The 22,146-nt window shown below is 68.3% G+C and carries 21 protein-coding genes and 1 pseudogene; 15 read left to right on the top strand and 7 right to left on the bottom strand.

Annotated elements, in window-relative coordinates; translation table 11 throughout:
* Positions 1-35: 35 nt before the first annotated feature.
* Positions 36-1,565: a UDP-N-acetylglucosamine 1-carboxyvinyltransferase gene (locus tag ACIQMX_RS16680; RefSeq protein WP_363074178.1), complete on the top strand. Its 1,530-nt coding sequence runs from the start codon at positions 36-38 to the stop codon at positions 1,563-1,565.
* Between the two features lie 142 nt (positions 1,566-1,707).
* Here the strand turns inward: ACIQMX_RS16680 and ACIQMX_RS16675 are convergent, their stop codons facing one another.
* Positions 1,708-2,025 carry a hypothetical protein gene (locus ACIQMX_RS16675; RefSeq protein WP_402478628.1) on the bottom strand — a complete coding sequence of 106 codons (318 nt, stop codon included), beginning with the start codon at positions 2,023-2,025 and terminating at the stop codon, positions 1,708-1,710.
* Positions 2,026-2,986: 961 nt separating this feature from the next.
* Between ACIQMX_RS16675 and ACIQMX_RS16670 the strand changes: the two genes are divergently transcribed.
* From ACIQMX_RS16670 to ACIQMX_RS16655, 4 genes and pseudogenes are all read left to right on the top strand, one after another.
* Positions 2,987-5,917: an NACHT domain-containing protein gene (locus ACIQMX_RS16670; RefSeq protein WP_402478626.1), complete on the top strand. Its 2,931-nt coding sequence runs from the start codon at positions 2,987-2,989 to the stop codon at positions 5,915-5,917.
* Positions 5,918-6,119: 202 nt separating this feature from the next.
* Positions 6,120-6,695 (top strand): hypothetical protein, encoded by a 576-nt coding sequence (locus ACIQMX_RS16665; RefSeq protein WP_402478623.1) that lies wholly within the window; start codon positions 6,120-6,122, stop codon positions 6,693-6,695.
* A gap of 3 nt (positions 6,696-6,698) precedes the next feature.
* Positions 6,699-6,866: pseudogene (locus tag ACIQMX_RS16660) on the top strand (IS701 family transposase); the annotation flags it as partial.
* A 351-nt stretch (positions 6,867-7,217) separates the two neighbouring features.
* Complete coding sequence (locus ACIQMX_RS16655; RefSeq protein ID WP_402478620.1) at positions 7,218-7,541, top strand: hypothetical protein; 324 nt, start codon at positions 7,218-7,220, stop codon at positions 7,539-7,541.
* A 186-nt stretch (positions 7,542-7,727) separates the two neighbouring features.
* On the opposite strand, the gene ACIQMX_RS16650 is transcribed toward ACIQMX_RS16655, so the two are convergent.
* Positions 7,728-8,486 (bottom strand): DeoR/GlpR family DNA-binding transcription regulator, encoded by a 759-nt coding sequence (locus ACIQMX_RS16650; RefSeq protein WP_363074177.1) that lies wholly within the window; start codon positions 8,484-8,486, stop codon positions 7,728-7,730.
* A gap of 48 nt (positions 8,487-8,534) precedes the next feature.
* On the opposite strand from ACIQMX_RS16650, the gene ACIQMX_RS16645 reads away from it, so the two are divergent.
* Both ACIQMX_RS16645 and ACIQMX_RS16640 read left to right on the top strand, forming a co-directional pair.
* Positions 8,535-8,918, top strand: coding sequence for a DUF4406 domain-containing protein (locus ACIQMX_RS16645; RefSeq protein WP_363074175.1), 384 nt, complete (start codon positions 8,535-8,537; stop codon positions 8,916-8,918).
* The gene (locus ACIQMX_RS16640; RefSeq protein ID WP_363074173.1) at positions 8,915-9,616 is read left to right on the top strand and encodes an NUDIX domain-containing protein; all 702 of its coding nucleotides are present in this window, start codon (positions 8,915-8,917) and stop codon (positions 9,614-9,616) included. The genes ACIQMX_RS16645 and ACIQMX_RS16640 overlap by 4 nt, the downstream gene beginning before the upstream one ends.
* Positions 9,617-9,993: 377 nt before the next feature.
* Here the strand turns inward: ACIQMX_RS16640 and ACIQMX_RS16635 are convergent, their stop codons facing one another.
* Together ACIQMX_RS16635 and ACIQMX_RS16630 are read right to left on the bottom strand one after the other, a co-directional pair.
* The gene (locus tag ACIQMX_RS16635; protein WP_363074171.1) at positions 9,994-11,052 is read right to left on the bottom strand and encodes a hypothetical protein; all 1,059 of its coding nucleotides are present in this window, start codon (positions 11,050-11,052) and stop codon (positions 9,994-9,996) included.
* A 248-nt stretch (positions 11,053-11,300) separates the two neighbouring features.
* The gene (locus ACIQMX_RS16630) at positions 11,301-11,783 is read right to left on the bottom strand and encodes a hypothetical protein (protein ID WP_363074169.1); all 483 of its coding nucleotides are present in this window, start codon (positions 11,781-11,783) and stop codon (positions 11,301-11,303) included.
* A gap of 370 nt (positions 11,784-12,153) precedes the next feature.
* Between ACIQMX_RS16630 and modA the strand changes: the two genes are divergently transcribed.
* From modA to ACIQMX_RS16610, 4 genes are all read left to right on the top strand, one after another.
* Entirely contained in the window at positions 12,154-12,969 is an 816-nt protein-coding gene (gene modA, locus ACIQMX_RS16625) for a molybdate ABC transporter substrate-binding protein (RefSeq protein ID WP_402478615.1), read from the top strand.
* Positions 12,966-13,826, top strand: a complete 861-nt coding sequence (gene modB, locus ACIQMX_RS16620) for a molybdate ABC transporter permease subunit (RefSeq protein ID WP_402478612.1) — start codon at positions 12,966-12,968, stop codon at positions 13,824-13,826. The genes modA and modB overlap by 4 nt, the downstream gene beginning before the upstream one ends.
* Positions 13,823-14,911, top strand: a complete 1,089-nt coding sequence (locus ACIQMX_RS16615; RefSeq protein ID WP_402478609.1) for an ABC transporter ATP-binding protein — start codon at positions 13,823-13,825, stop codon at positions 14,909-14,911. The genes modB and ACIQMX_RS16615 overlap by 4 nt, the downstream gene beginning before the upstream one ends.
* A gap of 184 nt (positions 14,912-15,095) precedes the next feature.
* On the top strand, positions 15,096-15,740 hold the full coding sequence (locus ACIQMX_RS16610; protein WP_402478606.1) for a LysE family translocator: 645 nt from the start codon (positions 15,096-15,098) through the stop codon (positions 15,738-15,740).
* A 93-nt stretch (positions 15,741-15,833) separates the two neighbouring features.
* Here the strand turns inward: ACIQMX_RS16610 and lysA are convergent, their stop codons facing one another.
* Both lysA and ACIQMX_RS16600 read right to left on the bottom strand, forming a co-directional pair.
* Positions 15,834-17,165, bottom strand: a complete 1,332-nt coding sequence (lysA, locus tag ACIQMX_RS16605) for a diaminopimelate decarboxylase (RefSeq protein ID WP_402479400.1) — start codon at positions 17,163-17,165, stop codon at positions 15,834-15,836.
* Between the two features lie 53 nt (positions 17,166-17,218).
* On the bottom strand, positions 17,219-17,620 hold the full coding sequence (locus ACIQMX_RS16600; RefSeq protein WP_402478604.1) for an SAV_915 family protein: 402 nt from the start codon (positions 17,618-17,620) through the stop codon (positions 17,219-17,221).
* Between the two features lie 408 nt (positions 17,621-18,028).
* On the opposite strand from ACIQMX_RS16600, the gene ACIQMX_RS16595 reads away from it, so the two are divergent.
* From ACIQMX_RS16595 to ACIQMX_RS16580, 4 genes are all read left to right on the top strand, one after another.
* Entirely contained in the window at positions 18,029-18,547 is a 519-nt protein-coding gene (locus tag ACIQMX_RS16595; protein WP_363074157.1) for a hypothetical protein, read from the top strand.
* Positions 18,548-18,630: 83 nt separating this feature from the next.
* Positions 18,631-19,476 carry a DUF4097 family beta strand repeat-containing protein gene (locus tag ACIQMX_RS16590; protein WP_363074155.1) on the top strand — a complete coding sequence of 282 codons (846 nt, stop codon included), beginning with the start codon at positions 18,631-18,633 and terminating at the stop codon, positions 19,474-19,476.
* Between the two features lie 81 nt (positions 19,477-19,557).
* Positions 19,558-20,550, top strand: a complete 993-nt coding sequence (locus ACIQMX_RS16585; RefSeq protein ID WP_402478599.1) for an ATP-binding cassette domain-containing protein — start codon at positions 19,558-19,560, stop codon at positions 20,548-20,550.
* Positions 20,547-21,338, top strand: coding sequence for an ABC transporter permease (locus ACIQMX_RS16580; RefSeq protein WP_402478597.1), 792 nt, complete (start codon positions 20,547-20,549; stop codon positions 21,336-21,338). Before ACIQMX_RS16585 ends, ACIQMX_RS16580 begins: the two co-directional genes overlap by 4 nt.
* Before the next feature lie 109 nt (positions 21,339-21,447).
* On the opposite strand, the gene ACIQMX_RS16575 is transcribed toward ACIQMX_RS16580, so the two are convergent.
* Positions 21,448-21,876 carry a DUF6234 family protein gene (locus ACIQMX_RS16575; protein WP_363074149.1) on the bottom strand — a complete coding sequence of 143 codons (429 nt, stop codon included), beginning with the start codon at positions 21,874-21,876 and terminating at the stop codon, positions 21,448-21,450.
* Positions 21,877-22,146: the final 270 nt, after the last annotated feature.

The following is a 22,146-nucleotide window of genomic DNA, read 5'->3' as shown; positions in this document are numbered from 1 at the left end:
AGATCTTCATCTCATATCTGAGATAGCCTTCCGGCATGTCAGATGACTACCTCGTACGTATCGGCAAGCTCATCCGTGACGCCCGTCAGCACCGGGGCTGGACACAGAGTCAGCTCGCCGAGGCGCTCGCCACCAGCCAGAGCGCCGTGAACCGCATCGAGCGCGGCAATCAAAACATCAGCCTTGAGATGATTGCCCGCATCGGTGAAGCACTCGACAGCGAAATCGTGTCGCTCGGCTACGCCGGGCCCATGCATCTGAGGGTGGTCGGCGGCCGTCGGCTCTCCGGGTCCATCGACGTCAAGACCAGCAAGAACGCGTGTGTGGCACTGCTCTGCGCCTCGCTGCTCAACAAGGGCCGTACGGTGCTGCGCCGGGTGGCCCGCATCGAGGAGGTCTACCGCCTCCTGGAGGTCCTGAACTCCATCGGGGTGCGCACCCGGTGGATCAACGACGGCACGGACCTGGAGATCGTCCCGCCGGCCCGGCTCGACATGGACGCCATCGACGCGGACGCGGCCCGCCGGACCCGGTCGATCATCATGTTCCTGGGTCCGCTGCTGCACCGCATGGACCGGTTCAAGCTGCCGTACGCGGGCGGCTGCGACCTCGGCACCCGCACCATCGAGCCGCACATGATCGCGCTGCGCCGCTTCGGCCTGGAGATCGCCGCGACCGAGGGCATCTACCACGCCCAGGTCGACCACTCCGTCGCCCCCGGCCGCCCCATCGTGCTGACCGAGCGCGGCGACACCGTGACCGAGAACGCTCTCCTGGCCGCCGCCCGGCACGACGGCACCACCGTCATCCGCAACGCGTCCTCCAACTACATGGTCCAGGACCTCTGCTTCTTCCTGGAGGCGCTGGGCGTACGGGTGGACGGCGTCGGTACGACGACGCTGACCGTGCACGGCGTGCCGAACATCGACGTGGACGTCGACTACTCACCCTCCGAGGACCCGGTCGAGGCGATGAGCCTGCTCGCCGCCGCCGTCGTCACGGAGTCGGAGCTGACGATCCGACGGGTGCCGATCGAGTTCCTGGAGATCGAGCTCGCGGTCCTGGAGGAGATGGGCGTCGACTGCGCCCGCACCGCGGAGTACGCCGCCGACAACGGGCGTACCCGCCTGGTCGACCTGACGGTCCGGCCCTCCAAACTGGAGGCGCCGATCGACAAGATCCACCCGATGCCCTTCCCGGGCCTCAACATCGACAACGTGCCGTTCTTCGCGGCCATCGCCGCCTCGGCCCACGGCCAGACCCTGATCCACGACTGGGTCTACGACAACCGCGCGATCTACCTCACCGACCTCAACCGCCTCGGCGGCCGCCTCCAGCTCCTGGACCCGCACCGGGTCCTGGTCGAGGGCCCGACCCGGTGGCGCGCGGCGGAGATGATGTGCCCGCCGGCCCTGCGCCCGGCGGTGGTGGTGCTGCTCGCGATGATGGCGGCCGAGGGAACCTCCGTGCTGCGCAACGTGTATGTGATCAACCGCGGTTACGAGGAGCTGGCGGAGCGGCTGAACTCGGTGGGGGCGCAGATCGAGATCTTCCGGGACATCTGATACGAGGATGCCGCCGCACCCCGTCTGACCTGCCACTTAGCGGGTCAAGAAGGGATGCGGCGGCATGTCTGGGACTTCTCTGGGACTTTGGGCCTGCGGCGGGCTACGAGCCACGCTCCACGGGCCCAGCGGACGGTCTCGGTTACGCGAAGATCGCGTCGATGGCGGCGCTGCCCCGTGCGCCGGCGCGGGGCAGGAAGTGGGAGTACTTCCGCAGCGTGAACCCGGGGTCTGAGTGCCCCAGCCAACGTGCCAGGGAGACGACCGATTCGCCGGCCTCCAGTTCCTCGGAGGCGAAGAAGTGGCGCAGGGCGTGGAAGAGATCGCAGCGGTGACCACCGCAAACAGGGTGTAGGGCTGAACGGCCGAAGACCCGGACGAATTGTCCGGGCCCGCTGTAACCGTGCTGGAAGCTGTCCCAGCTGTCCGACTGTCCGGTTGGGGCGCTGACCTGCGACAACCGCCCGGACAGTCAAAATGAGAGCTGTCCGGGGTGTCCGGTCACAGACGGGCTGCAACACCCCACGTGTTGCAGCCCGTCGGCGTAGCCGACGCTGGTAGGTCGCAGGCGCCGGAGGCGACCTCCTTCTGTGGCTGTGCCCGCAGTTGAGTGTCTAGCTTCGCGCACAACGACGTGCTCACCTCGGGAGTGAGCAGTTCGACGGCGTCTGTTTCGTTGCACCTTCCCGACGACGAAGTGAGCTTTACAGATTTCGCTACCTCATCAAGGCGGCTCGCTGCGCTCACCGTGCGCGGCACGGCGCCCGGCCTGGCCTGCGCACCTGTCTCCGCCCCGCTCCAGCCCGGCCGGCGCCCGTGCCCCGCGCACAGCAATCAGCAGCCTGATGTCAGAGAAGGGGTACGTCGTGGTTGCGGCGGTCGGCTCCGCGGCTCTAGCCACCTCCTCGGTCCGGGCCCGCGTTGAGCAAGACCAGAGAGCCACTCGTACACATTCCGGGCGGGCCCGAAACATGCCCGAGTTGCCAACCAGCGTACGAACCAGCTGGCAGCTGCGGCCCTTCTGATCTCACCCGTAGAGGCCAGCTACAAGCGCCAGGAGGCCGGTCATCACCCCCATGGCCCCGCCGAACGCCACTCCTGCCCGAGTAAGGACCTTCGACCAACAGGTCCCTTCCTGCATAGCAAGCAGGCTGGCAATGAGAGCTACCACGGCTGAGACCAGCACGGCCACCACGACCGCTAGGGCAAGCAAGATCGCCTTAGCACTCTCAGACACTGACGTTCCCTTCGCTCGTCTGCTCCGACGACCTCTCGTCGAAGACCCAGTTACTCCGGGCAGGACTCAATGTGGGCGATCTGCTGTTCAGCGCCGTTCAGTTGAACGAAGATGAACAAACTGAACAGGACAACGACTGCGCGGATGCACTGAGCAAGGGCCGCAGGGCCTGCCGGGGGGCAAGATGAGCGACGAGGCACTGGAAGAGCTCCGTGATCACTTGCACAAGGCCAAGCTCAAGTCCCGGCTGAACATGACTGCTCTCACCCGACGTTCCGGCCTGGGGCGGACGACAGTCAGCCAGGCCTTCAGCGGGCGGACCGTCCCGAGTGAGGCGACCATCATCGCGTTGGCTGCAGCCCTCAACCTCGAGACCGGCCCGCTGCTTGAACTGCATCGTCGGAGCCTCAGAGTTGACGGCAACGTCGAACCTGAGCGTGCCCGCAGCGCGAGGTCCGTGCGCTCCCAGAACGCAGGACTTAGAAATGAAGATGTCGAGTTCGAAACGCGGTACAAGGCCTACTTGGCCGAACGACATGGACAACTCACGGTAGTTGGACTCGATTTGAGAGGGCCAGCCCAGGCTTACTGGCCGCTTGATGCTGCATACCTCAGTCTGGAACTTGCAGAGCAGGACCATCTATGGGGGGTTGCTAGCCATAACTCCGCCCAGCAGCGTGTCGAGCGTGCGGAGATCGCTCTCGCCGGCCACCAGAAAGCACTGGTAAGAGGGCTTGCTGGAAGTGGAAAGACAACGCTGTTGCAGTGGCTCACCTACGCCACGACCACGGGAAACGTACCGGCGACGTTGTCGGAATTGCGTTCGTCCATCGCATTCTTCCTTCCCCTCCGTACCTTCTCCCGACGTGGGGATCTACCCCAACCCGAGCAATTCTTGAATTCAGTCGGCTGCCCGATTTCATCCGCGCAGCCACAAGGATGGGCGGATCGAGTACTCGCTTCTGGTCGCGCTCTCATCTTGGTAGACGGGCTCGACGAGGTACCCGCAAAGCTCCGCGAGAGGACCAGCACCTGGCTTAGGGAACTGCTCTCTGCTTACGGTAGGTCACGGGTGATCGTCACCACCAGACCGAATGCCGTTCCTAACTCTTGGCTTCAGCAACTCGGCTTCCGTGAACTGACTGTTCGACCTATGACCCGCACGGATGTTGGTGTTTTCGTCACACGGTGGCACTCAGCTGCGAAGGCAAGTGCATCCAACGAAGAATTGCGAGCCCACCTAGACACGCTGGAGACGCAGCTTCGAGACAAAGTACGAGCCAAACGCGATCTCGCCCTTCTAACCACTACACCACTTCTCTGCGCTCTAGTCTGCGCCCTTCATCGCGACCGACGAGGCCAGCTACCTAATGATCGAGTCGAACTTTATTCTGCGGCGCTCTCAATGCTACTCTTCAGGCGGGATCAAGAGCGGGAGGTAATTGCACCAGAAGGCGTGATGCTTAACGAAAAGGAAAGCATTCAGCTTCTACAGAAGCTAGCCTACTGGTTGATTCGAAACGGTCAGACAGAACTTTCAAAAGATACCGCAGAAGATCTCATAGAACAAGCACTACCGGGAATGCCGGACGTCGCTTCCCAAGGTACGCCAAATGAGATTTTGCGACATCTAGTCAGTCGCACTGGATTGCTTCGCGTCCCAACTGAAGACACTGTAGATTTTGTGCACCGAACTTTCCAAGACTTTCTAGGAGCAAAAGCCGCAGTTGAGTCTTATGATCTCCCTTACATAGCTAATCAAGCTCATGATGAGCAATGGCAAGATGTGGTTCGTATGGCCGTGGCACACGCACGACCAGACGAACGAGCAAAGCTTCTGGCCGCACTGCTTCGACGCGCGGACTGCGAGGAAGAGTTCACCACCAGAATTCGACTCCTCGCTCTGGCATGCCTCCAGCACGCCACCGAACTTTCAGCGTCCATACGGTCCAAGGTGCAAGAAGAGGCCGATTCGCTACTACCGCCTCGCAGCGCGGAAGAGGTACAGGCTTTGGTACAAGTGGGCCCGGTCGTGCTCGACCTACTCCCTCCCCCCGACCGGCTAATGCCTGACGAGGTCGAACCGACCATAGCGACTGCACAGCGAATCGGCGGAGATGCCGCCCTTGCCTACCTAAAGTATTTCAATGGGCTCAATGACCCGGCAGTACTAGATGCGCTAACCCAAGACTGGGCGCGATTCGACGCTCAGGAATATGTGGCAGAAGTTCTAGCGCCGATGCGTGGCCCTTTTACGCTCGTTTTGGTCGAGGAACAACAGCAGGCCGAGGCGATTGCGTCACTCAACGTGACAGGCATGTTTTACGCGGGCGATTTCGAAACAACCGAGCTAGCAACGCAAAAGAAGGCGCGATCCATAGCCGACTTGGCAGTCTCGTCGAATGACTTCGTGTACCACTTGGACTGGCTTGGTAATTATAGGAGGCTCGCCGAACTCAGGCTCTACGGCTGTCCGCAGCTTGCGAATCTAGATGGCATCAAGACGACTTCCCTCACACACCTCACTCTCGAGGGATTGCATCCGGATCTCAATATCGCTCCTCTGCGCCTTTTGACGTCCCTGAAAAGCCTCGAATTGGAAACCGAACTAGGTTATCGGGACCTCAGCGAACTACCTATCCATAATGGCCTACATAGCCTATCACTGGGGGCACATGCTTTCGGTGCAGAATCGATCGAAGGGCTGTCTCGTTGGACTGGACTCAAAAGCCTATCTTTGTCAGTAGAGCAATTTAGCCACCACTTTGTCGAGATTCTCGATATGAGCCAACTTCGAAGCCTAGTACTCACCGATGCTGCCGCCCCTTACGCTTTCGAGGACATGTCGGAAGTGCCAGCATTCAGACAGGTGAACCATGTTACGGTCCTGGCTGTCAATAATGCGTTGGACGTTGCTGACATAGTGCGAGTCTTCCCTTCCCTCCATTACATTCGTCTAGTCGCTGCAGGCACCGGTGCTGAAATCGACATTTCACCACTGTCCAAGCTGGCAGGATTCCAGCGAATATCTCTGCAGGGTTTTTCGATAATTCATGGCGCCCACCTCTTCACCCCTGAGGTGATTACGGTGTCTCCAAGATCGAGAGCTCATTGAAACCTTTTTGCAAAGCTCGGAGCAATGAAGGGCTCACCGCCAGACTATTTTATTCAGGGGGAACCACGGGAATGGCGACGAACAGGACAGAGGCCAGCCTTTGTCATGCGTCGCGTCGCCACACGACAGCGTCATGATTCGCACGTGGCGCTTAGGTCCTACAGCGACGACCGCGCCTACCGCCAGCAACGAGTTGTAGTCGATGCTCGTCCACGCGTGCTATGTCTTTCATATGGATCAAGGTGTAGCCGCTCTCGTTGCTGGCATAGTCGGCATGGTCGGAGCTCTCGGCGGAGCAGTAGCCGGCGGAGTAGCTGCTGTTCGTGGAGCGCGTATCGGTGCAGAGAAGACCGGCGAGGCCACGCGTCAGGCAGTGCAAGATCAAGCCGCTGCTGAACACGGGCACTGGCTGCGCGAACAGCGGCGTGATGCGTACGCATCTTTCATCACTGCGACACAAGCAGTCACGGATGCCTCCAAGGCTGTGACATCAATGCAGCATGACGAGCTCATCGCCTTCAATGCGTCGGTCCAGGACCTCATCAAGATCAGTAGTCTCATCAAATTGATGGGCCCCGAAGACGCCATCAGCGCAGCTGAGCGCGTCATAGGCGCCGCAGAAAGCTTCAGACGGTGCATGTGGGACGAGTCGCGCGTCACCGACCACAGGTCGCAGGAGTCACTCGACGCCTCAGACAGGACGGATGAGGCTGCCGACACCTACACCGAGATGGTGCATCAGTTCATCGCCGTTGCCCAAGGAGTGTTGGGCGGGTGAGGTCGCTGGCGCACCGGTCACGACTACCGCGAGCTGAAAACCATCCTCGGACTCGACCACTTCAAAGGCGGCTCATTCACCGACTGTCACCGCCACGTCACCCTCATCACAGCAGCCCACCTGTTCCTGACCGAACGACGGACCTGCCCAAAAGCCCCCGCCGGGGCCTGACCCTCCACCAGGTCCTGGACCTACTCCAACGCCTCCTGGTCACCTGGACCGGCGTCGGCCCCCTGCCGACAACCCACCCTGTGGCAGCCCCACAACACCACCTGACAAAGCCCTACTAGTGTCCCGCGCCGGAAGTTCCTAGGTAGTTCCGGCGCGGGACACTAGCGGACCTCACGGGTGGCGGAATTTTGTCTTCCGGTGGGGGCACGGTGGCAAAGGTCGTTCCCGCCGGGGTGCCCAACGCTTCGCCGCAGGTCACGACCCTGACAAGGCCGGACTGGATCAGTCTCTTCTAAGCGCCTGGTGCTTCCAGTTCGTTTTCCCGCAAAGGTCGCGTGCGCTACACGACAATTGCCCGGAAGCCAGCCGACGCAGTCGGCAGCGCGTCGTTCCTACCACTACCTGGACGGCGACTGCCCGGCCCGGGAGATCAGGGAGGCGATCGACACCTTGAACGTCCGCATGGCCGACGCCCGCCGGAAGTCCGCCGAACACGGGGTCGAGGCCAACCTCCATGAGACCAGCGCGGCCGAGCTTCGGAGGGCGCGGAAGAACTACTCCGTCGCTTGGAGGCAGTCGACGTACCGGGGCCTGATCAGGGAGATCCTGATCCACCCCGCGACCCGGCCTTTCAACGTGTGGAACCCGGACCGCGTCGAGGTGCTCTGGCGGTAGGGGGTGGCTCCGGCGACGGGGCGAAGGAGAGCCGCAGTCCGGCTCGGCGAACGCCCTCGGTCAAGTGGCCGTACCGGCGGTCCAGTTGCAGCGTCGCAGCTCTTGCCACGGGCGCGGTCGCCCTCCCCGCGCGGCGGTGACCGGTGACCGGTCTGCCGGCCACTCCGCAGTCGGACCCCACCTCCGTCAGCCGGCCGGCAGCACGTCGACCCCGCTCTCCGTGAGCTGCTCGATCACCGGGTCGTGCGGGGGCCTGTCCGTGATGAGTCCGCTGATCTCTTCCCAGGGCAGGACGCGGAACCGGGAGGCGGTGCCGATCTTCTCGGAGGAGGCGAGGACGTAGGTGTCCGCGGCTCGTGACGCGAGGGCGCGCTTCATCGCCGCGTCCTCGGCGTCGCCGGTGGTGAGTCCCGCCTCGGGGTGCACGCCGGTGACGCCGAGGAGGAAGAGGTCGGCGGACACGTTCTGCGCGGCCTCCACCGCGGCCGCGCCGCAGGCGACCGCCGAATGCTTGAAGAGGCGGCCTCCCAGCATGAAGACCTCGGCCTGCGGGTGATCGAGCAGAGCGACCGCGATCGGCGGGCTGTGCGTGATCACGGTGCAGGCCAGGTCGCGCGGGAGCGCGTGGGCGACGGCCAGGGCGGTGGTGCCGCCGTCGAGGATCACCACGCCGCCCGGCCGCACCAGCCCGGCGGCCACCGAGGCGACCCTTCGTTTGCCGTCCGGGGCCACGGTCTGCCGGGCGCCGTAGTCCACCACGGCCGGCGAGACCGGCAGCGCCCCGCCGTAGACCCGCTGACACAGCCCCTCACTCGCCAGGTCGCGCAGGTCACGCCGCACGGAGTCCTCGGAGATCCGCAGCTCCGCGGCGACCTCCTTGGCGACGATCTTGCCCCGCCGGGCCAGCAGATCCAGTAGGTGATCACGTCGTTCAGCAGCCAGCATCCTTGTTCTCTCCTGTTCTTGCACGTTTTTGCATGTATCGTAGCGCCCATGACCGACAAAGCCATGCTCATCCTCATCGCCGGCCCTTACCGCTCCGGCACCAACGGCGACCCGCAAGCCATGGCCGCCAACCTCGCGCGCCTCGAAGCGGCGGCGTGGCCCGTGTTCGCCGCCGGTCACCTCCCGGCCATCGGGGAGTGGATCGCCCTGCCCGTCCTGGCATCGGCCGGCGCGGGCCCCACCGACCCGCTCGCCGACCAGGTGCTGTACCCGACCGCCGAGCGCCTGCTGGCCCGCTGCGACGCCGTTCTGCGCCTGCCCGGAGAGTCCACCGGAGCCGACCAGGACGTCGCCATCGCTCGCCGCCGCGGCCTGCCCGTCTACTACGACATCGCGGAGATACCGGCCCTCGACCAGCAGGAGCCCGCGTGACGGCCCGCCCCGGCGTGGACACGCCGGACCACCGCGGCCGGACAGGGCTCGACCGGGCGGGGCGGGATCTCGACCGCAACCCCGGCGTCCGGGTCCACGATGTCGAGCTGACCTCGCAGGGCTGGCACGTCCTGCGCCGCACCACCTTCGACTACCGCCGCCGCGACGGGCGCTGGGAGTCGCAGGTGCGCGAGACGTACGACCGCGGCAACGGCGCCGCGGTCCTGCCCTACGACACCGCACGCGGCTGCGTCCTGCTGACACGCCAGTTCCGCTACCCGGCCTACGTCAACGACCACCCCGACGGCATGCTCGTCGAAGCCGCGGCCGGACTGCTCGACGCGGACGACCCGCACACCGCGATCCGCCGCGAGGCAGCCGAGGAACTCGGCGTCACCCTCGGCCCGCTCACGCACGTCCTCGACGCCTACATGAGCCCGGGCTCCGTCACCGAACGCCTCCACTTCTTCGCCGCCCCCTACACTCCCGCCGACCGCGCCGGGACCGGCGGCGGGGTCGAAGAGGAAGGCGAGGACATCGAGGTCCTGGAACTGCCCTTCGCCGAAGCACTCGCCATGACCCGCGACGGGCGGATCACCGATGGCAAGACCATCATGCTCCTGCAATGGGCGGCCCTGGACGGCCCCTTCGCCCCGCACCTCGGCAGCGCGGACGGCATCACCCCGCCTCCCCGCTGATGTCCGGCCAGGCCCGTGCCCGGGCCCCTCGGCTTCCACGGCCGCACGGATGACCGGGGCGACGGGCACGTGCCGTCCGGCGAAAGGTTCCTGGATCCGGTTACGGTCGAGTCGCCGCAGCCGTCCTCGCGGGCAGGGCGGAGTCTGCAGGTCAGCCCGCCGGGGCCGCTCGGGGCCGTCGCCGGGGCGGTGGCGCCGGTGAGAACGCCCCTCCGGGACATCCGGCCGGCGGGTGTCGTGCCCCGTGGGGGCACGGGGCACGACACCTCGGCACGACGGCGCGGGCGACGGCGGGGGTTCCGGGTGGTACCGCAACGGAGCTTCGACGCCGAGGCTCCGCGAACACCCGGCCACGCGTACCGTCCCCTGCCCGCAGATCAGTTGACGAAGTCGCTCTTGTAGAAAACGCTGGCCTCGAAGTGGTCGGTGTCGGCGGTCTGCCTGGAGGAGTAACCGAAGGCCAGCCGTGGAGCACCCGAGGCCATCCAGATCGCCATACCCTGGGCCTCGCGGCCGTTGAGGGAGGCGCCGGCGCCCGTCGCGAACTTGTCGTAGTACGTGCCGCCGGTCGCGTTCAGGTCGAGGGTCACGAGGTACGAGGTCCGGTTCGGGCCTCCGTACAGGAGGTACGCGAACCGGCCGCACAACGCGATGCCCTGAAAGAGGTCGGCGTCGGTCAGGCCGAGTTCGTCGTTGTTCGGGATCGCGCGCTCGGCGATCCGATTGCCCTGGCCGAGCCGTCCCGCGACGGCGTCCGCCATCGAGAACACCGCGATGCGCCAGACGCGGTCGGCCGGCTCCTGCGTCGCATAACGGATCAAGAGGCGGTTGGCGTACGGGTCGATCGCGGGCCGCGGGAGCTTGGCGAAGCTGTCGATCGTCGGGGTCCGGTTCCAGATGGGGGTGACCGGGTCCGTGTACTTCAGAACCATTCCGTCCGCGTACCGGAAGCGCGCGAGCGTCTCGCCCGCGCCGTTGTCGTCGGAGTCGCCGCCCTCGATCCACAGGTAGGGCAGCGCGCCGGCGCCGGCCGGCTCCACGCCCATGGAGGAGCCGTGGCCGAACCCCTGGATCGTCGAGGCGCCCAGGACGTTGCCGGCCAGGTCCGTCCGGGAGATCCACAGGTCACCGTTGTGACCCGCGCTGGAACCCACCCGGTGCTGGGCGAAGTACATCTGCGCGTTGACGTGGTCGTAGGCGAAGGACTGCATCGCCCAGTACGGCTGGTGCAGAGTCGCCTTGAGGACCGGGTTCCCGCCGTTGCCCGCCAGGACGAAGTGCGGGGAGACGAGGGGTTCCCCGGCGGCTGCGGGGGACGCCGCGAGCAGCGGGGCCCCGGCGCCCGCCGCGAACGCCGCGAAGCCGCCGCCGGCCCGCAGAAGCTGCCGCCTGCTCCATCCCCGGCCGCTGACGTCGTCCACGCGTGTCTCGCTCATGGCACTCCACTCCCCACCCTGCGGACCCGGTCATTCCGGGTCCGGACAACTGAGCGTATCGGGGCTGGTGTTGACCGGGGCGCCGGGGCCCGGCGGGATCGGCCGGGCTGACGGGGCGGATTGAGGGGGTGGATTGAGGGGCGCGGAAAGTGCGCTGACCCGAGGCCGGCGGTACCGGGAAGGGCCCGGCCAACCGGCCTTCCCCGTCCGCTACGGCACCTCGGCCGCGCATCCCCGGGAGTGCGGTCTCACTCCCACGAGGTGTAGCCGCCGTCCACGCGTACGGCGGTGATGCCGCTGACGTGCCGCGCGCCGCAGCGGTCCTGCGGGAGCACGAGCTGCGGCCCCGCACGGTCCAGCGAGGTGTCGTCGAGTGTGACCGCGAGCAGCACCTGGGCCCGCCCGAAGTCGGGATCGATCTCCGCCCAGGACAGCAGGGTGTGGTGGCCGTCCGCGCCGGAGACCGCGATCAGGAAGCGCAGGCGGTCCTTACGGCGGACCGGATCGAAGCGGGGCAGGGCGCCCATGAGCACGTCGTGCAACAGCGGCCCGGTGAAGCGGTGGTGCTGGACGCCGCTCGTGGCGCACTCGAAGCTGACGTCCGCCTCGTGCTGCCGCCAGGCGAGCAGGTCGGGCACCGTCAGCCGCGCCGGGCGGCCCAGATCGCCGGTGAGAGCGAGATCCGGCACCCGCCCCGCGGTCGTACCGGCAGCTGCGATGGGCTGACTCACGGGCTACCACCTCCCGGTTGACCAGTACCCAGACGCAGGCACCGTACAAACGCACATACCAGCTACAGCGAGCATTACCCGGACTCATGCGAAGCAACAGGAGACTTTTCCCTTGTATCTGCGGCAGTATGATCAGCGCATGCATACCTACGGATCGGGCCTGCTGCTGCCTTGGCCGGTGTCAGCGCCGACACCGTGAGGCGCCTGGTCGACGGCGGTGAACCCACCGCTGGACGCGAACCGAAGCCGGAGCCCGGCATTCCGGCGGTTGCTGTGACCGAGTCGACCGACGTGGTCGTCGGGAGACCGTGGACGGTCCGCCAGGACCACAGGTGACGTGTCCGTCAGGACAAGAGGGAGCAGACCCGTGATGACCCGAACCACGCGCCGGACCCGCCGGAGCCTTCAGCTGGCCGGTGCGGTCACCGCCGGCCTGCTGGCCCTGAGCGCCTGCTCCTCGTCCGATGATTCGTCGTCGGCGACGTCGGACTCCTCCTCGTCGGACAAGCTGTCCGGCACGGTGACCGTGTTCGCGGCGGCCTCGCTGAAGGAGAGTTTCACGGCCCTGGGGAAGGAGTTCGAGGAGGCCCATCCCGGCACGAAGGTCACCTTCAGCTTCGGGGGCAGCGACTCCCTCGCCGCGAGCATCACCGGTGGCGCCCCTGCCGATGTCTTCGCCTCGGCCAGCCCCAAGACGATGAAGATCGTCACCGATGCCGGGGACGCCTCCGGCGCACCAGCCACCTTCGTCCGCAACCAGCTGGAGATCGCCACCCTGCCGGGCAACCCCGACAAGATCTCCTCCCTGAAGGACCTCACCGGGCCGGACCTCAAGGTGGTCCTGTGCGACAAGGAGGTGCCGTGCGGCGCCGCGGCGCAGAAGGCCCTCGACGCCGCGGGCCTCAAGCTCACCCCCGTCTCCTACGAGCAGGACGTCAAGTCCGCTCTGACCAAGGTCGAGCTGAAGGAGGCCGACGCGGCCGTCGTGTACCGGACGGATGTCCACGCGGCGGGTGACAAGGTGGAGGGCGTGGACTTCCCCGAATCGGCCGACGCCGTCAACGACTACCCGATCGTCCAGCTCAAGGACGCGCAGAACAGCGAGGCCGCGAAGGCTTTCATCGCCCTGGTGCGGTCCTCCGCGGGGCAGAGGGTCCTCACCGGGGCCGGGTTCCTGAAGCCGTGACGGAACTCGGCAGGTCCGGCGCCGCGAACGGCCCTCTCCGGGGTGGGACGCGGCGCCGGCGTGCCCGGACGGGCGTCGGCCGGGGTGTTCCGCTGCCCCTGCTGATCCCCGCGCTCATCGGCCTGGCCTTCCTGATCGTGCCCCTGGTCGCGCTGCTCGTACGAGCCCCGTGGACCAGCATGCCCGAGCTGCTGACCAGCGCCGAGGTATGGCAGGCGCTCCGGTTGTCCCTGGTCTGCGCCACGGCCGCCACGGCGATGAGTCTGGTCGTCGGTGTGCCGCTGGCCTGGCTGCTGGCCCGCGTCGAGTTCCGCGGGCGCGGCCTCGTACGGGCCCTTGTCACGCTGCCGCTCGTCCTGCCGCCCGTGGTCGGCGGTGTGGCCCTGCTGATGGCACTCGGCCGCAACGGGATCGTCGGGAAGACGCTGGACGGCTGGTTCGGGATCACCCTGCCGTTCACCACGGCGGGAGTCGTGATCGCGGAGGCGTTCGTCGCGATGCCGTTCCTCGTCATCAGCGTCGAGGGCACCCTGCGCGCCGCCGATCCTCGCTTCGAGGAGGCCGCCGCCACACTCGGCGCCTCCCGCTTCACCGCGTTCCGCCGGGTCACGCTGCCGCTGATCGCGCCGGGCATCGCCGCCGGAGCCGTCCTGGCCTGGGCCCGCGCCCTGGGCGAGTTCGGCGCGACGATCACCTTCGCCGGCAACTTTCCGGGCCGTACCCAGACCATGCCGCTGGCCGTGTACCTGGCCCTGCAGAGCGACCCGGAGGCGGCCATCGCCCTCAGCCTGGTCCTGCTCGCCGTGTCCATCGCGGTGCTGGCCGGCCTGCGCGACCGTTGGATGACAGCGGGATGACCAAGAGCCCCGGCCCCGCCCGCACCCCGCGCGCCGATACCTCCCCGGAGGGCCTCGACGCCCGCCTCGTCGTCGAGCGCGGTACCTTCCGTCTCGATGTGACGCTGACCGTCGCACCCGGCGAAGTCGTCGCGCTGCTCGGCCCCAACGGCGCCGGCAAGACCACGGCCCTGCGCGCCCTCGCCGGCCTGACGCCGCTCACCGACGGCCATCTGCGGCTGGACGGAAGGGCATTGGAACGCACCCCGCCGGAGGCCCGGCCCGTCGGCGTCGTCTTCCAGGACTACCTCCTCTTCCCCCATCTGACCGCCCTGGACAACGTGGCCTTCGGACCCCGCTGTCACGGCGCGAGCAAGGCCGCGGCCCGTACCGAGGCCACGGAGTGGCTCGGCCGCCTCGGCCTCTCGGACCGTGTCGACGTCAAGCCGCGCAACCTGTCCGGCGGCCAGGCCCAGCGTGTCGCCCTGGCCCGCGCGCTGGCGACCCGGCCGCGCCTGTTGCTCCTGGACGAGCCGCTGGCGGCGCTGGATGCCCGCACCCGCCTGGAGGTCCGGTCACAACTCCGGCGGCATCTGGCCGAGTTCGAAGCCGTCGCCGTCCTGGTCACGCATGATCCGCTGGACGCGATGGTCCTGGCGGACCGCCTGGTCGTGGTCGAGGACGGCCGGGTCGTCCAGGAGGGCGCACCGTCGCACATCGCCCGTCATCCCCGTACGGACTACATCGCGCGTCTGGTCGGCCTGAACCTCTACCGGGGTTCAGCCGACGGCCACACCGTCCACCTCGACGACGGCCCTCCCGCCACCACCACCGAGTCCCTGTCCGGTCCGGTCTTCGTGGCCTTCCCGCCGAGTGCCGTCACCCTGTACCGCGACCGTCCCGCAGGCTCCAGCGCCCGCAATCTCTGGCAGTGCGAGATCGCGGGCCTGGAGACCCACGGCGACCAGATCCGCGCCGACCTCACCGGAGAGCTGCGCCTCACGGCGGACCTGACCACGGCCTCCGCCGCCGAACTCGACCTGCACCCGGGCGCGGTGGTCTGGGCGGCGGTGAAGGCGGCGCAGACCCACGCCTACCCCGTCTGAGACCGCCGCGTACCCGCCCGGGGCCGCGGCGGGAACGTGGCCCGGGCCGCCCGAAGTTGCCGAGCGGCCGGGCTCTATGCTGCAGCGGGCGGGACAGGTCCGGCACACGCGCCGTGCCCGTCCGTCACAACCGGGTGACTCCCTCGCGTACCGGACGCCCGACGAACGACCTGGAGGCTGACCGGTGATCACTCTGACCGCGATCGGAGGGGTGGCACTGATCGAACTGGGCATGGCGCTGACTCCCGGGCCGAACATGATCCACCTCGCCTCCCGCGCGATCACCCAAGGCCGCAGGGCGGGCCTGATCAGCCTCGGCGGGACCGCGGTGGGCTTCGTGTGCTACCTGCTGGCGGCGGCTGCGGGCCTGTCCGCGTTGTTCGCCGCCGTTCCGGTGGCGTACACGGTGATCAAGCTGGCCGGGGCCGCCTACCTGGCCTACCTCGCCTGGAGCATGCTGAAGCCGGGTGGCCGCTCGCCCTTCGACCCGGCCGGGGACCTGCCACCGGTATCCGACGCCCGCCTGTTCTCGATGGGGCTGCTGACCAACCTGCTCAACCCCAAGATCGCCCTGCTGTACGCCGCCCTGTTGCCGCAGTTCCTGGATCCGCAGGGAGGTCCGGCGTGGGGGCAGCTGCTCCAGCTCGGTGGTGTGCAGATCCTCGTGGGCATCTCGGTGAACGGTCTAATCATGCTGGGCGCGGCGCGGATCGCGGGGTTCCTGGCCACCCGCCCCCGTGCCATGAAGGCCCAGCGGCTGACGGCAGGCGGCCTGCTCGGCGTCTTCGCTCTGCGCACCGCGCTGTCCCGCTCCGCGGTTTCCGCCTGAGGCGGATGGGCGTGCGCCGTCCGCCCGATCCGCGTCCCGGGTGTGAACCGCGGTCCCCACGGCTGCGGCCCACCGGCCCGGCGGGGTCACCGTTCACAGCCCGATGTCGCGGCCGTTGATGTCGGCGAGGGACTCGCGGCGTATCAGCAGGCGGGCGCGGCCTTCGTGGACGGCGGCCACGGGCGGCCGGCCGACCGCGTTGTAACTGGACGCCATCGAGAGGTGGTAGGCGCCCGCGACCGGGATGGCCACCAGATCACCCGGGTGGATGTCGCCCGGCAGCGGGGCGTCGGCGGCGAGCACGTCGCCCGCCTCGCAGTGCCGGCCGACGACGGTCGCCGTGCGGGGTTCGGCCGTCGAGCGGCGCCCGATGAGGCGGGGCGCGTAGCGGGCGCCGTAGAGCGCGGGGCGCGGATTGTCGCTCATTCCGCCGTCCACGGCCACGAAGACGTGGTCGCCGGTCCGCTTGACGGCGAGCACCCGGTAGAGCGCCACTCCCGCGGGCCCGACCAGCGCACGGCCGGGCTCGACGGTGAGCCGGGGTGCGGGGATGCCGGCGGCGGCGCAGCTCGTGGCCAGTTCGCGGCGGATGCGGTCGCCGAGGGACGGGATGTCGAGGGGTTCCTCGCCCGGCCGGTACGCGACCGCGTGTCCGCCGCCCATGTCCAGCTCCGGCAGTACGACTCCGTGCTGCCGGTGGACCTGTGCCAGCAGTCCGACCATGCGCCGGAGCGCGGTGAGATAGGGCTTGACCGTGGTGATCTGTGAGCCGATGTGGCAGTGGAGTCCGACCAGCTCCAGGCGCGGCTGACCGAGGATCCGGGCGATGGCGTGCCGGGCGCTGCCGTCGGTGAGGGAGAGCCCGAACTTCTGGTCGTCCGTGCCGGTGCGGATCGCGGCGTGGCCGCCCGCGCTGACGCCGGGGACCACCCGGACCAGCACCTTCTGGCGGGTCCCGTCGGGGACGAGCGCGGCCAGCCGGGCGATCTCCCAGGCGCTGTCGATCACGATCCTTCCGGCGCCCAGCCGCAGTGCGGCGCTCAGGTCGTCCGGGCTCTTGGCGTTGCCGTGCAGGACGATGCGCCCGGGCGGAAAGCCGTTGGTGACGGCGAACTCCAGCTCGCCGGCCGAGCAGACGTCCAGGCCCAGCCCCTCCTCCCGGACCCAGTGCAGCAGGGCGCGGCAGAGGAACGCCTTCGCCGCGTAGACGACGTCGGTGTCCGGGAACGCGCGCAGATACGTGCGGCAGCGTTCCCGCACCTCGCCCTCGTCGAGGAGGTAGACCGGGGTCCCGAACCGCTCGGCGGCCTCGGCGAGCGAGACGCCTCCCACCGCGACGTCGCCGCGGGCGGTGAGCCGTGCGGAGGCCGGCCAGACGGACAGGGCGGCGTTGTTACCGGGCGGCACGGGGACGGCGTGCGGCATCGTCGGCACCGATGCCGGTGCCCGCAGTGTGTTCATGGTTTTCCCCCTGCCGGTCATGAGGTCGATGCGGACAGCGACGGTGCGCCGCTCACACGTGGCACGTCGACCGGGCGCGGGTCCCGCGCGGGACGGCGGCTGCGCCGGGGCCGGTCTGCCGGACGGTCGCCGGGCCCGGGGGCCGTCATCAACGGGTCGACGGTGAGGTGGACAACGCCCAGGGGTGCGACGAGCGCACGGACCGCCGGTTCGGAGAGCCTGATCCAGGCCTGCTGCCGCCCCAGGGTGCGGGTCAGTCGTGACTCGTCGGTGAAGGCGACCGCGGTGCGGACACCGAGAGGTGTACGGAAGAGGCGGGCGCAGTGGCCCACGGGCCCCGGCCGGACCGGAACGAACAACGCTCCGGCCCGGTGCGGATGAAGGGGGTCGGGGTCCTCGGCGCGCTGACTGTCGTTCATGACGCTCCTCGTGAGACGGGTGGGACGCCCCGGGATCCTGAACGGCCGGGACATGCCAGTGACGCTATGCCCGTACCCGCCGGACCGGACATGCCCGTTGGCGGACTCTTGATCCCGGGCGGCCGACCCTTGACGCGCGATTGACATCGTCCGCCGGTGCCGGGCCCGCGCGGGCCCGGCAATGGCACACCGCGGCACCGGGTGGCACCGGGTGGCACCACGACGCACCACCTGGTGCCAGACGGCACCATTCCGTGCACACGGATGCGCACAGGCACACCCGACACGGCGGCCACCCACACAAGAACTGCCACGTTTATGCAGGTCAAGACCGTCACGACAGAATCATGCACCGGTGCGGCACTGCGGGACTTGCGCATGACACCACGGTGATGCCATCATGGTGTCATGGATCTCACCCCGTATGTCGACACCCTCCGCCGCGAACTCGCGGTTGCCGCCGAGGCCGGCGGCGACGAAGCCCGCGCGCTGGCGGAGCGCCTCACCGCTCCGCTGGAGTCGGCGACCCGGCTGACCATGCTCAACGTGCTCTCCGCCGCGATGGACGAGATCACCCGCGAGCTCGCCCCCGGTTCGGTGGACGTACGGCTGCGCGGGCTCGACCCCGACTTCGTCGTGAACCTGCCGGCCACCGGCACCGCCCCCGCGGAGCCCGCCTCCGCACCCGCCGAGCCCCTCAAGGCCCCGGCCCCGGCCGACACCGACGACGGCGGCACCGCCCGCGTCAACCTGCGCCTGCCGGCCCATCTGAAGGCACGTGCCGAGGGAGCCGCGGCCGGCGAGGGCCTCTCGGTCAACTCGTGGCTGGTGCGAGCCGTGTCGGCCGCGGTCGACGGCGGCACCGCAGCGCGCACGACGGAGAAGAGCCAGGCGCTCGGACAGGGCTACACGGGCTGGGTCCGCTAGCCGCACCGACCACGCGCACCACTTCACCCACACCACGTCCCACCAGCGGGGACGCCGCCAAGAGCCAAGAGGACGGGACAGCCATGCCTACGTTCGACACCTCCGAACCGATCTCGGTCACCGCTCACGTGGAGGCCGGTTCCATCCAGTTCACCGCCGGCGACCGCCCCGACACCGTCGTCGAGGCGCGGCCCCGCGACCCGAAGAAGGACCAGGACATCCGGGCCGCCGAGCAGACCGAAGTCGCGTACTCGGGCGGCGCGCTGACCATCCGGACGCCCAAACAGCGCTACCTGATCGGCCGGACCGGCACCGTCGACGTGACGGTCGAACTGCCCGCCGGATCGCGTATCGACGTGACCGGCGCCTGGGCCCAGGTACTCGGCGAGGGCCGGCTCGGCGAGGTCCGGGTGAAGACCTCCTCCGGGGACGTCCGCCTCGACATGACCGGCCCGCTTCACCTGACCGCGTCCCACGGCTCGATCACCGTGGACCACGTCGAGGGCAAGGCCGAGATCACCACCAGCTCCGGCAGTGTGCGCGTCGGCCTCGTCAACGGCCCCGCGGTCCTGAAGAACTCGCACGGCACCACCACCGTCGGCGCCGTTGCCGGAGAGCTGCGGGTGAGCGGTTCCAACGGCGACATCGACATCACCCGGGCCGAGGACTCGGTCACGGCCACCACCGCCCACGGCACCCTGCGCGTCGCCGAAGTCGCCCGTGGGTCCGTCAAGCTGGAGACGAGCTACGGAGCCATCGAGGTCGGCATCCGCGAGGGCACGGCCGCCTGGCTCGACGCCAACTCCGGCTCCGGACAGGTCCGCAACACCCTCACGGCCTCCGAGACCCCCGCGAAGACCGAGGAAACCGTCAGCATCCGCGCCCGCACCCGGTTCGGCAACATCGACATCCGCCGCGCCAAGATCTGAGCCCTCGGTAGCAGTCCGAGACTCGCTCAACCCCCAGCCACCTTCATCCTCGAACGGGAGGGCTCCATGCCTTCATCTGTCATGCCCACATCCAGAAAGGGTGGCGACCGGTCGTCACCGGACGCCGTCTCCGCCGTCGGTATGCGCAAGTCCTACGGGGACAAGACCGTCCTGGACGGGATCGACCTGCGCATCCCCGCCGGCACCGTGTTCGCGCTGCTCGGCCCGAACGGCGCCGGCAAGACCACCGCGGTCAAGATCCTCTCCACGCTCGTCACCGCGGACGCCGGCGACCTGCACGTCGACGGCCACGACCTGGCCACCGACCCCCAGTCCGTGCGCGCGGCGATCGGTGTCACCGGGCAGTTCTCCGCCGTCGACGGCCTGATCACCGGTGAGGAGAACATGCTCCTCATGGCCGACCTGCACCATCTGTCCAGGCAGGAGGGCCGTCGGGTGGCCGCCGAACTCCTGGAACGCTTCGACCTCACCGACGCCGCGTCGAAGCCCGCCTCCACCTACTCCGGCGGCATGAAACGACGTCTCGACATCGCCATGACCCTCGTCGGCAGCCCGCGGATCATCTTCCTCGACGAACCGACCACCGGCCTCGACCCCCGCTCCCGCCACACCATGTGGGGCATCATCCGCGCGCTGGTCACCGACGGCGTCACCGTCTTCCTCACCACCCAGTACCTGGAGGAGGCCGACGAACTCGCCGACCGCATCGCCGTACTGAACAACGGGAAGATCGCCGCCGAAGGCACCGCCGACGAGCTGAAGCGCCTCGTCCCCGGCGGGCACGTCCGGCTCCGCTTCACCGACCCTGCCGCCTACCGCTCCGCCGCGTCCGCCCTGGACGAGGTCACCCGGGACGACGACGCGCTCTCGCTGCAGATCCCCAGCGACGGCGGCCAGCGCGAACTGCGCTCCATCCTCGACTGGCTGGACTCGGCCGGCATCGAGGCGGACGAACTCACCGTCCACACCCCCGACCTCGACGACGTGTTCTTCGCCCTGACGGGCAACGACCAGCCGGCCCAGCCCCACCAGTCCAAGGAGACAGTCCGATGAGCGCCTTCGCCCTCGCCGCCCGCGACTCGAACACCATGCTCCGCCGCAACCTCCTGCACGCCCGCCGCTACCCCTCCCTCACCCTCAACCTCCTGCTCACCCCGATCATGCTGCTCCTGCTCTTCGTCTACATCTTCGGAGACGTCATGAGCGCCGGCATCGGCGGCACCCACGCCGACCGCGCCGACTACATCGCCTACATCGTCCCCGGCCTGCTCCTCATGACCATCGGCTCCACCACCATCGGCACCGCCGTCTCCGTCTCCAACGACATGACCGAAGGCATCATCGCCCGCTTCCGCACCATGGCCATCCACCGCGGCTCCGTCCTCATCGGCCACGTCATCGGCAGCGTCCTGCAGTGCATCGCCAGCGTCGTCCTCGTCGGCGCCGTCGCCGTCGCCATCGGCTTCCGCTCCACCGACGCCACCGCCCTCGAATGGTTCGCCGCCTTCGGACTCCTCGTCCTCTTCGCCACCGCGTTCACCTGGATCGCCGTCGGCATGGGCCTCATCAGCCCCAACGCCGAAGCCGCCAGCAACAACGCGCTCCCCATGATCCTGCTCCCCCTCCTCTCCAGCGCCTTCATCCCCGTCGACACCATGCCCGGCTGGTTCCGGCCCATCGCCGAATACCAGCCCTTCACCCCCGCCATCGAAACCCTGCGCGGCCTCCTCCTCGGCACCGAGATCGGCCACAACGGCTGGCTCGCCCTGGCCTGGTGCCTCGCCCTCACCGTCCTCGGCTACCTCTGGTCCACCGCGAAGTTCAACAACGACCCGAAGTAGTGCCGGTGGGCATATCAAGGCCAGGTCCCGCCCCGGGGCTGCGTACTCCGGCACCACGTCGGAGTACGCAGCCCCGGGGCGGGACATCGGCCGTGGGCGGTTCGGCGGGTCAGTCGCATCGTCCGCTGCCGCTGTAGCAGGGCACGTAGCCGGCGCTCGGGGTGGGCGCGGGGCGCGGGTGCGACTGTTCGTACTCGTGCTGGCTGAAGACGATCATCGCCGCCAGGGCGCCGGCCGCGAGAAGCTGCAGGACCGCTGTCCACGGGGAGCGCGACAGCGCCGCGAGCGCGAAGAGGACGAGTACGGCGATGAGGAAGTGCTCCATGAACGCGATGCTCGCCAGCGTCGCCTCGTCGACCGCCTCCCGCTCTCCCTGCGCGGCCCACCCGTCCATCCCGTAGCCGAACATGGTCCACCCGAAGACCACGATCTCGACGATGAGCAGCATGAGGGCCGTGACGATGTCCGAGCCGCGGGAGGTCGTGTGCGACCAGGGCCATGTGCGTCGGGACAGACGTGCGCGAAGCTCATGAGTCATGGGCCTCATTCTGCTGATCCGGCCACCGGCCGCGCATGAGTACGCACACTCATTCGACGTCACCATGGCGCGAGGCGCGCTCCGTCCTGTGGCGTCGGCGGCCGAACGGGGGACGGGGACGGGGACGGGCAATGAGTATCCGCTTCGACATGGGCGACCCACGCTGCGGAATCCTCCAACGGTGCCGGCCGCCTCTTCCTGCGGCACGTCGAGGTCCTGGAGGCAGAGCTCGGCCTGCCCTCCGGAATCGGCCGCCCGGCCGAAACCGTG

Origin of the sequence: Streptomyces sp. NPDC091416 (assembly GCF_044756845.1) — a bacterium.
Classification (GTDB): Bacteria; Actinomycetota; Actinomycetes; order Streptomycetales; family Streptomycetaceae; genus Streptomyces.
This window is presented reverse-complemented; position numbering and strand designations above follow the sequence as displayed.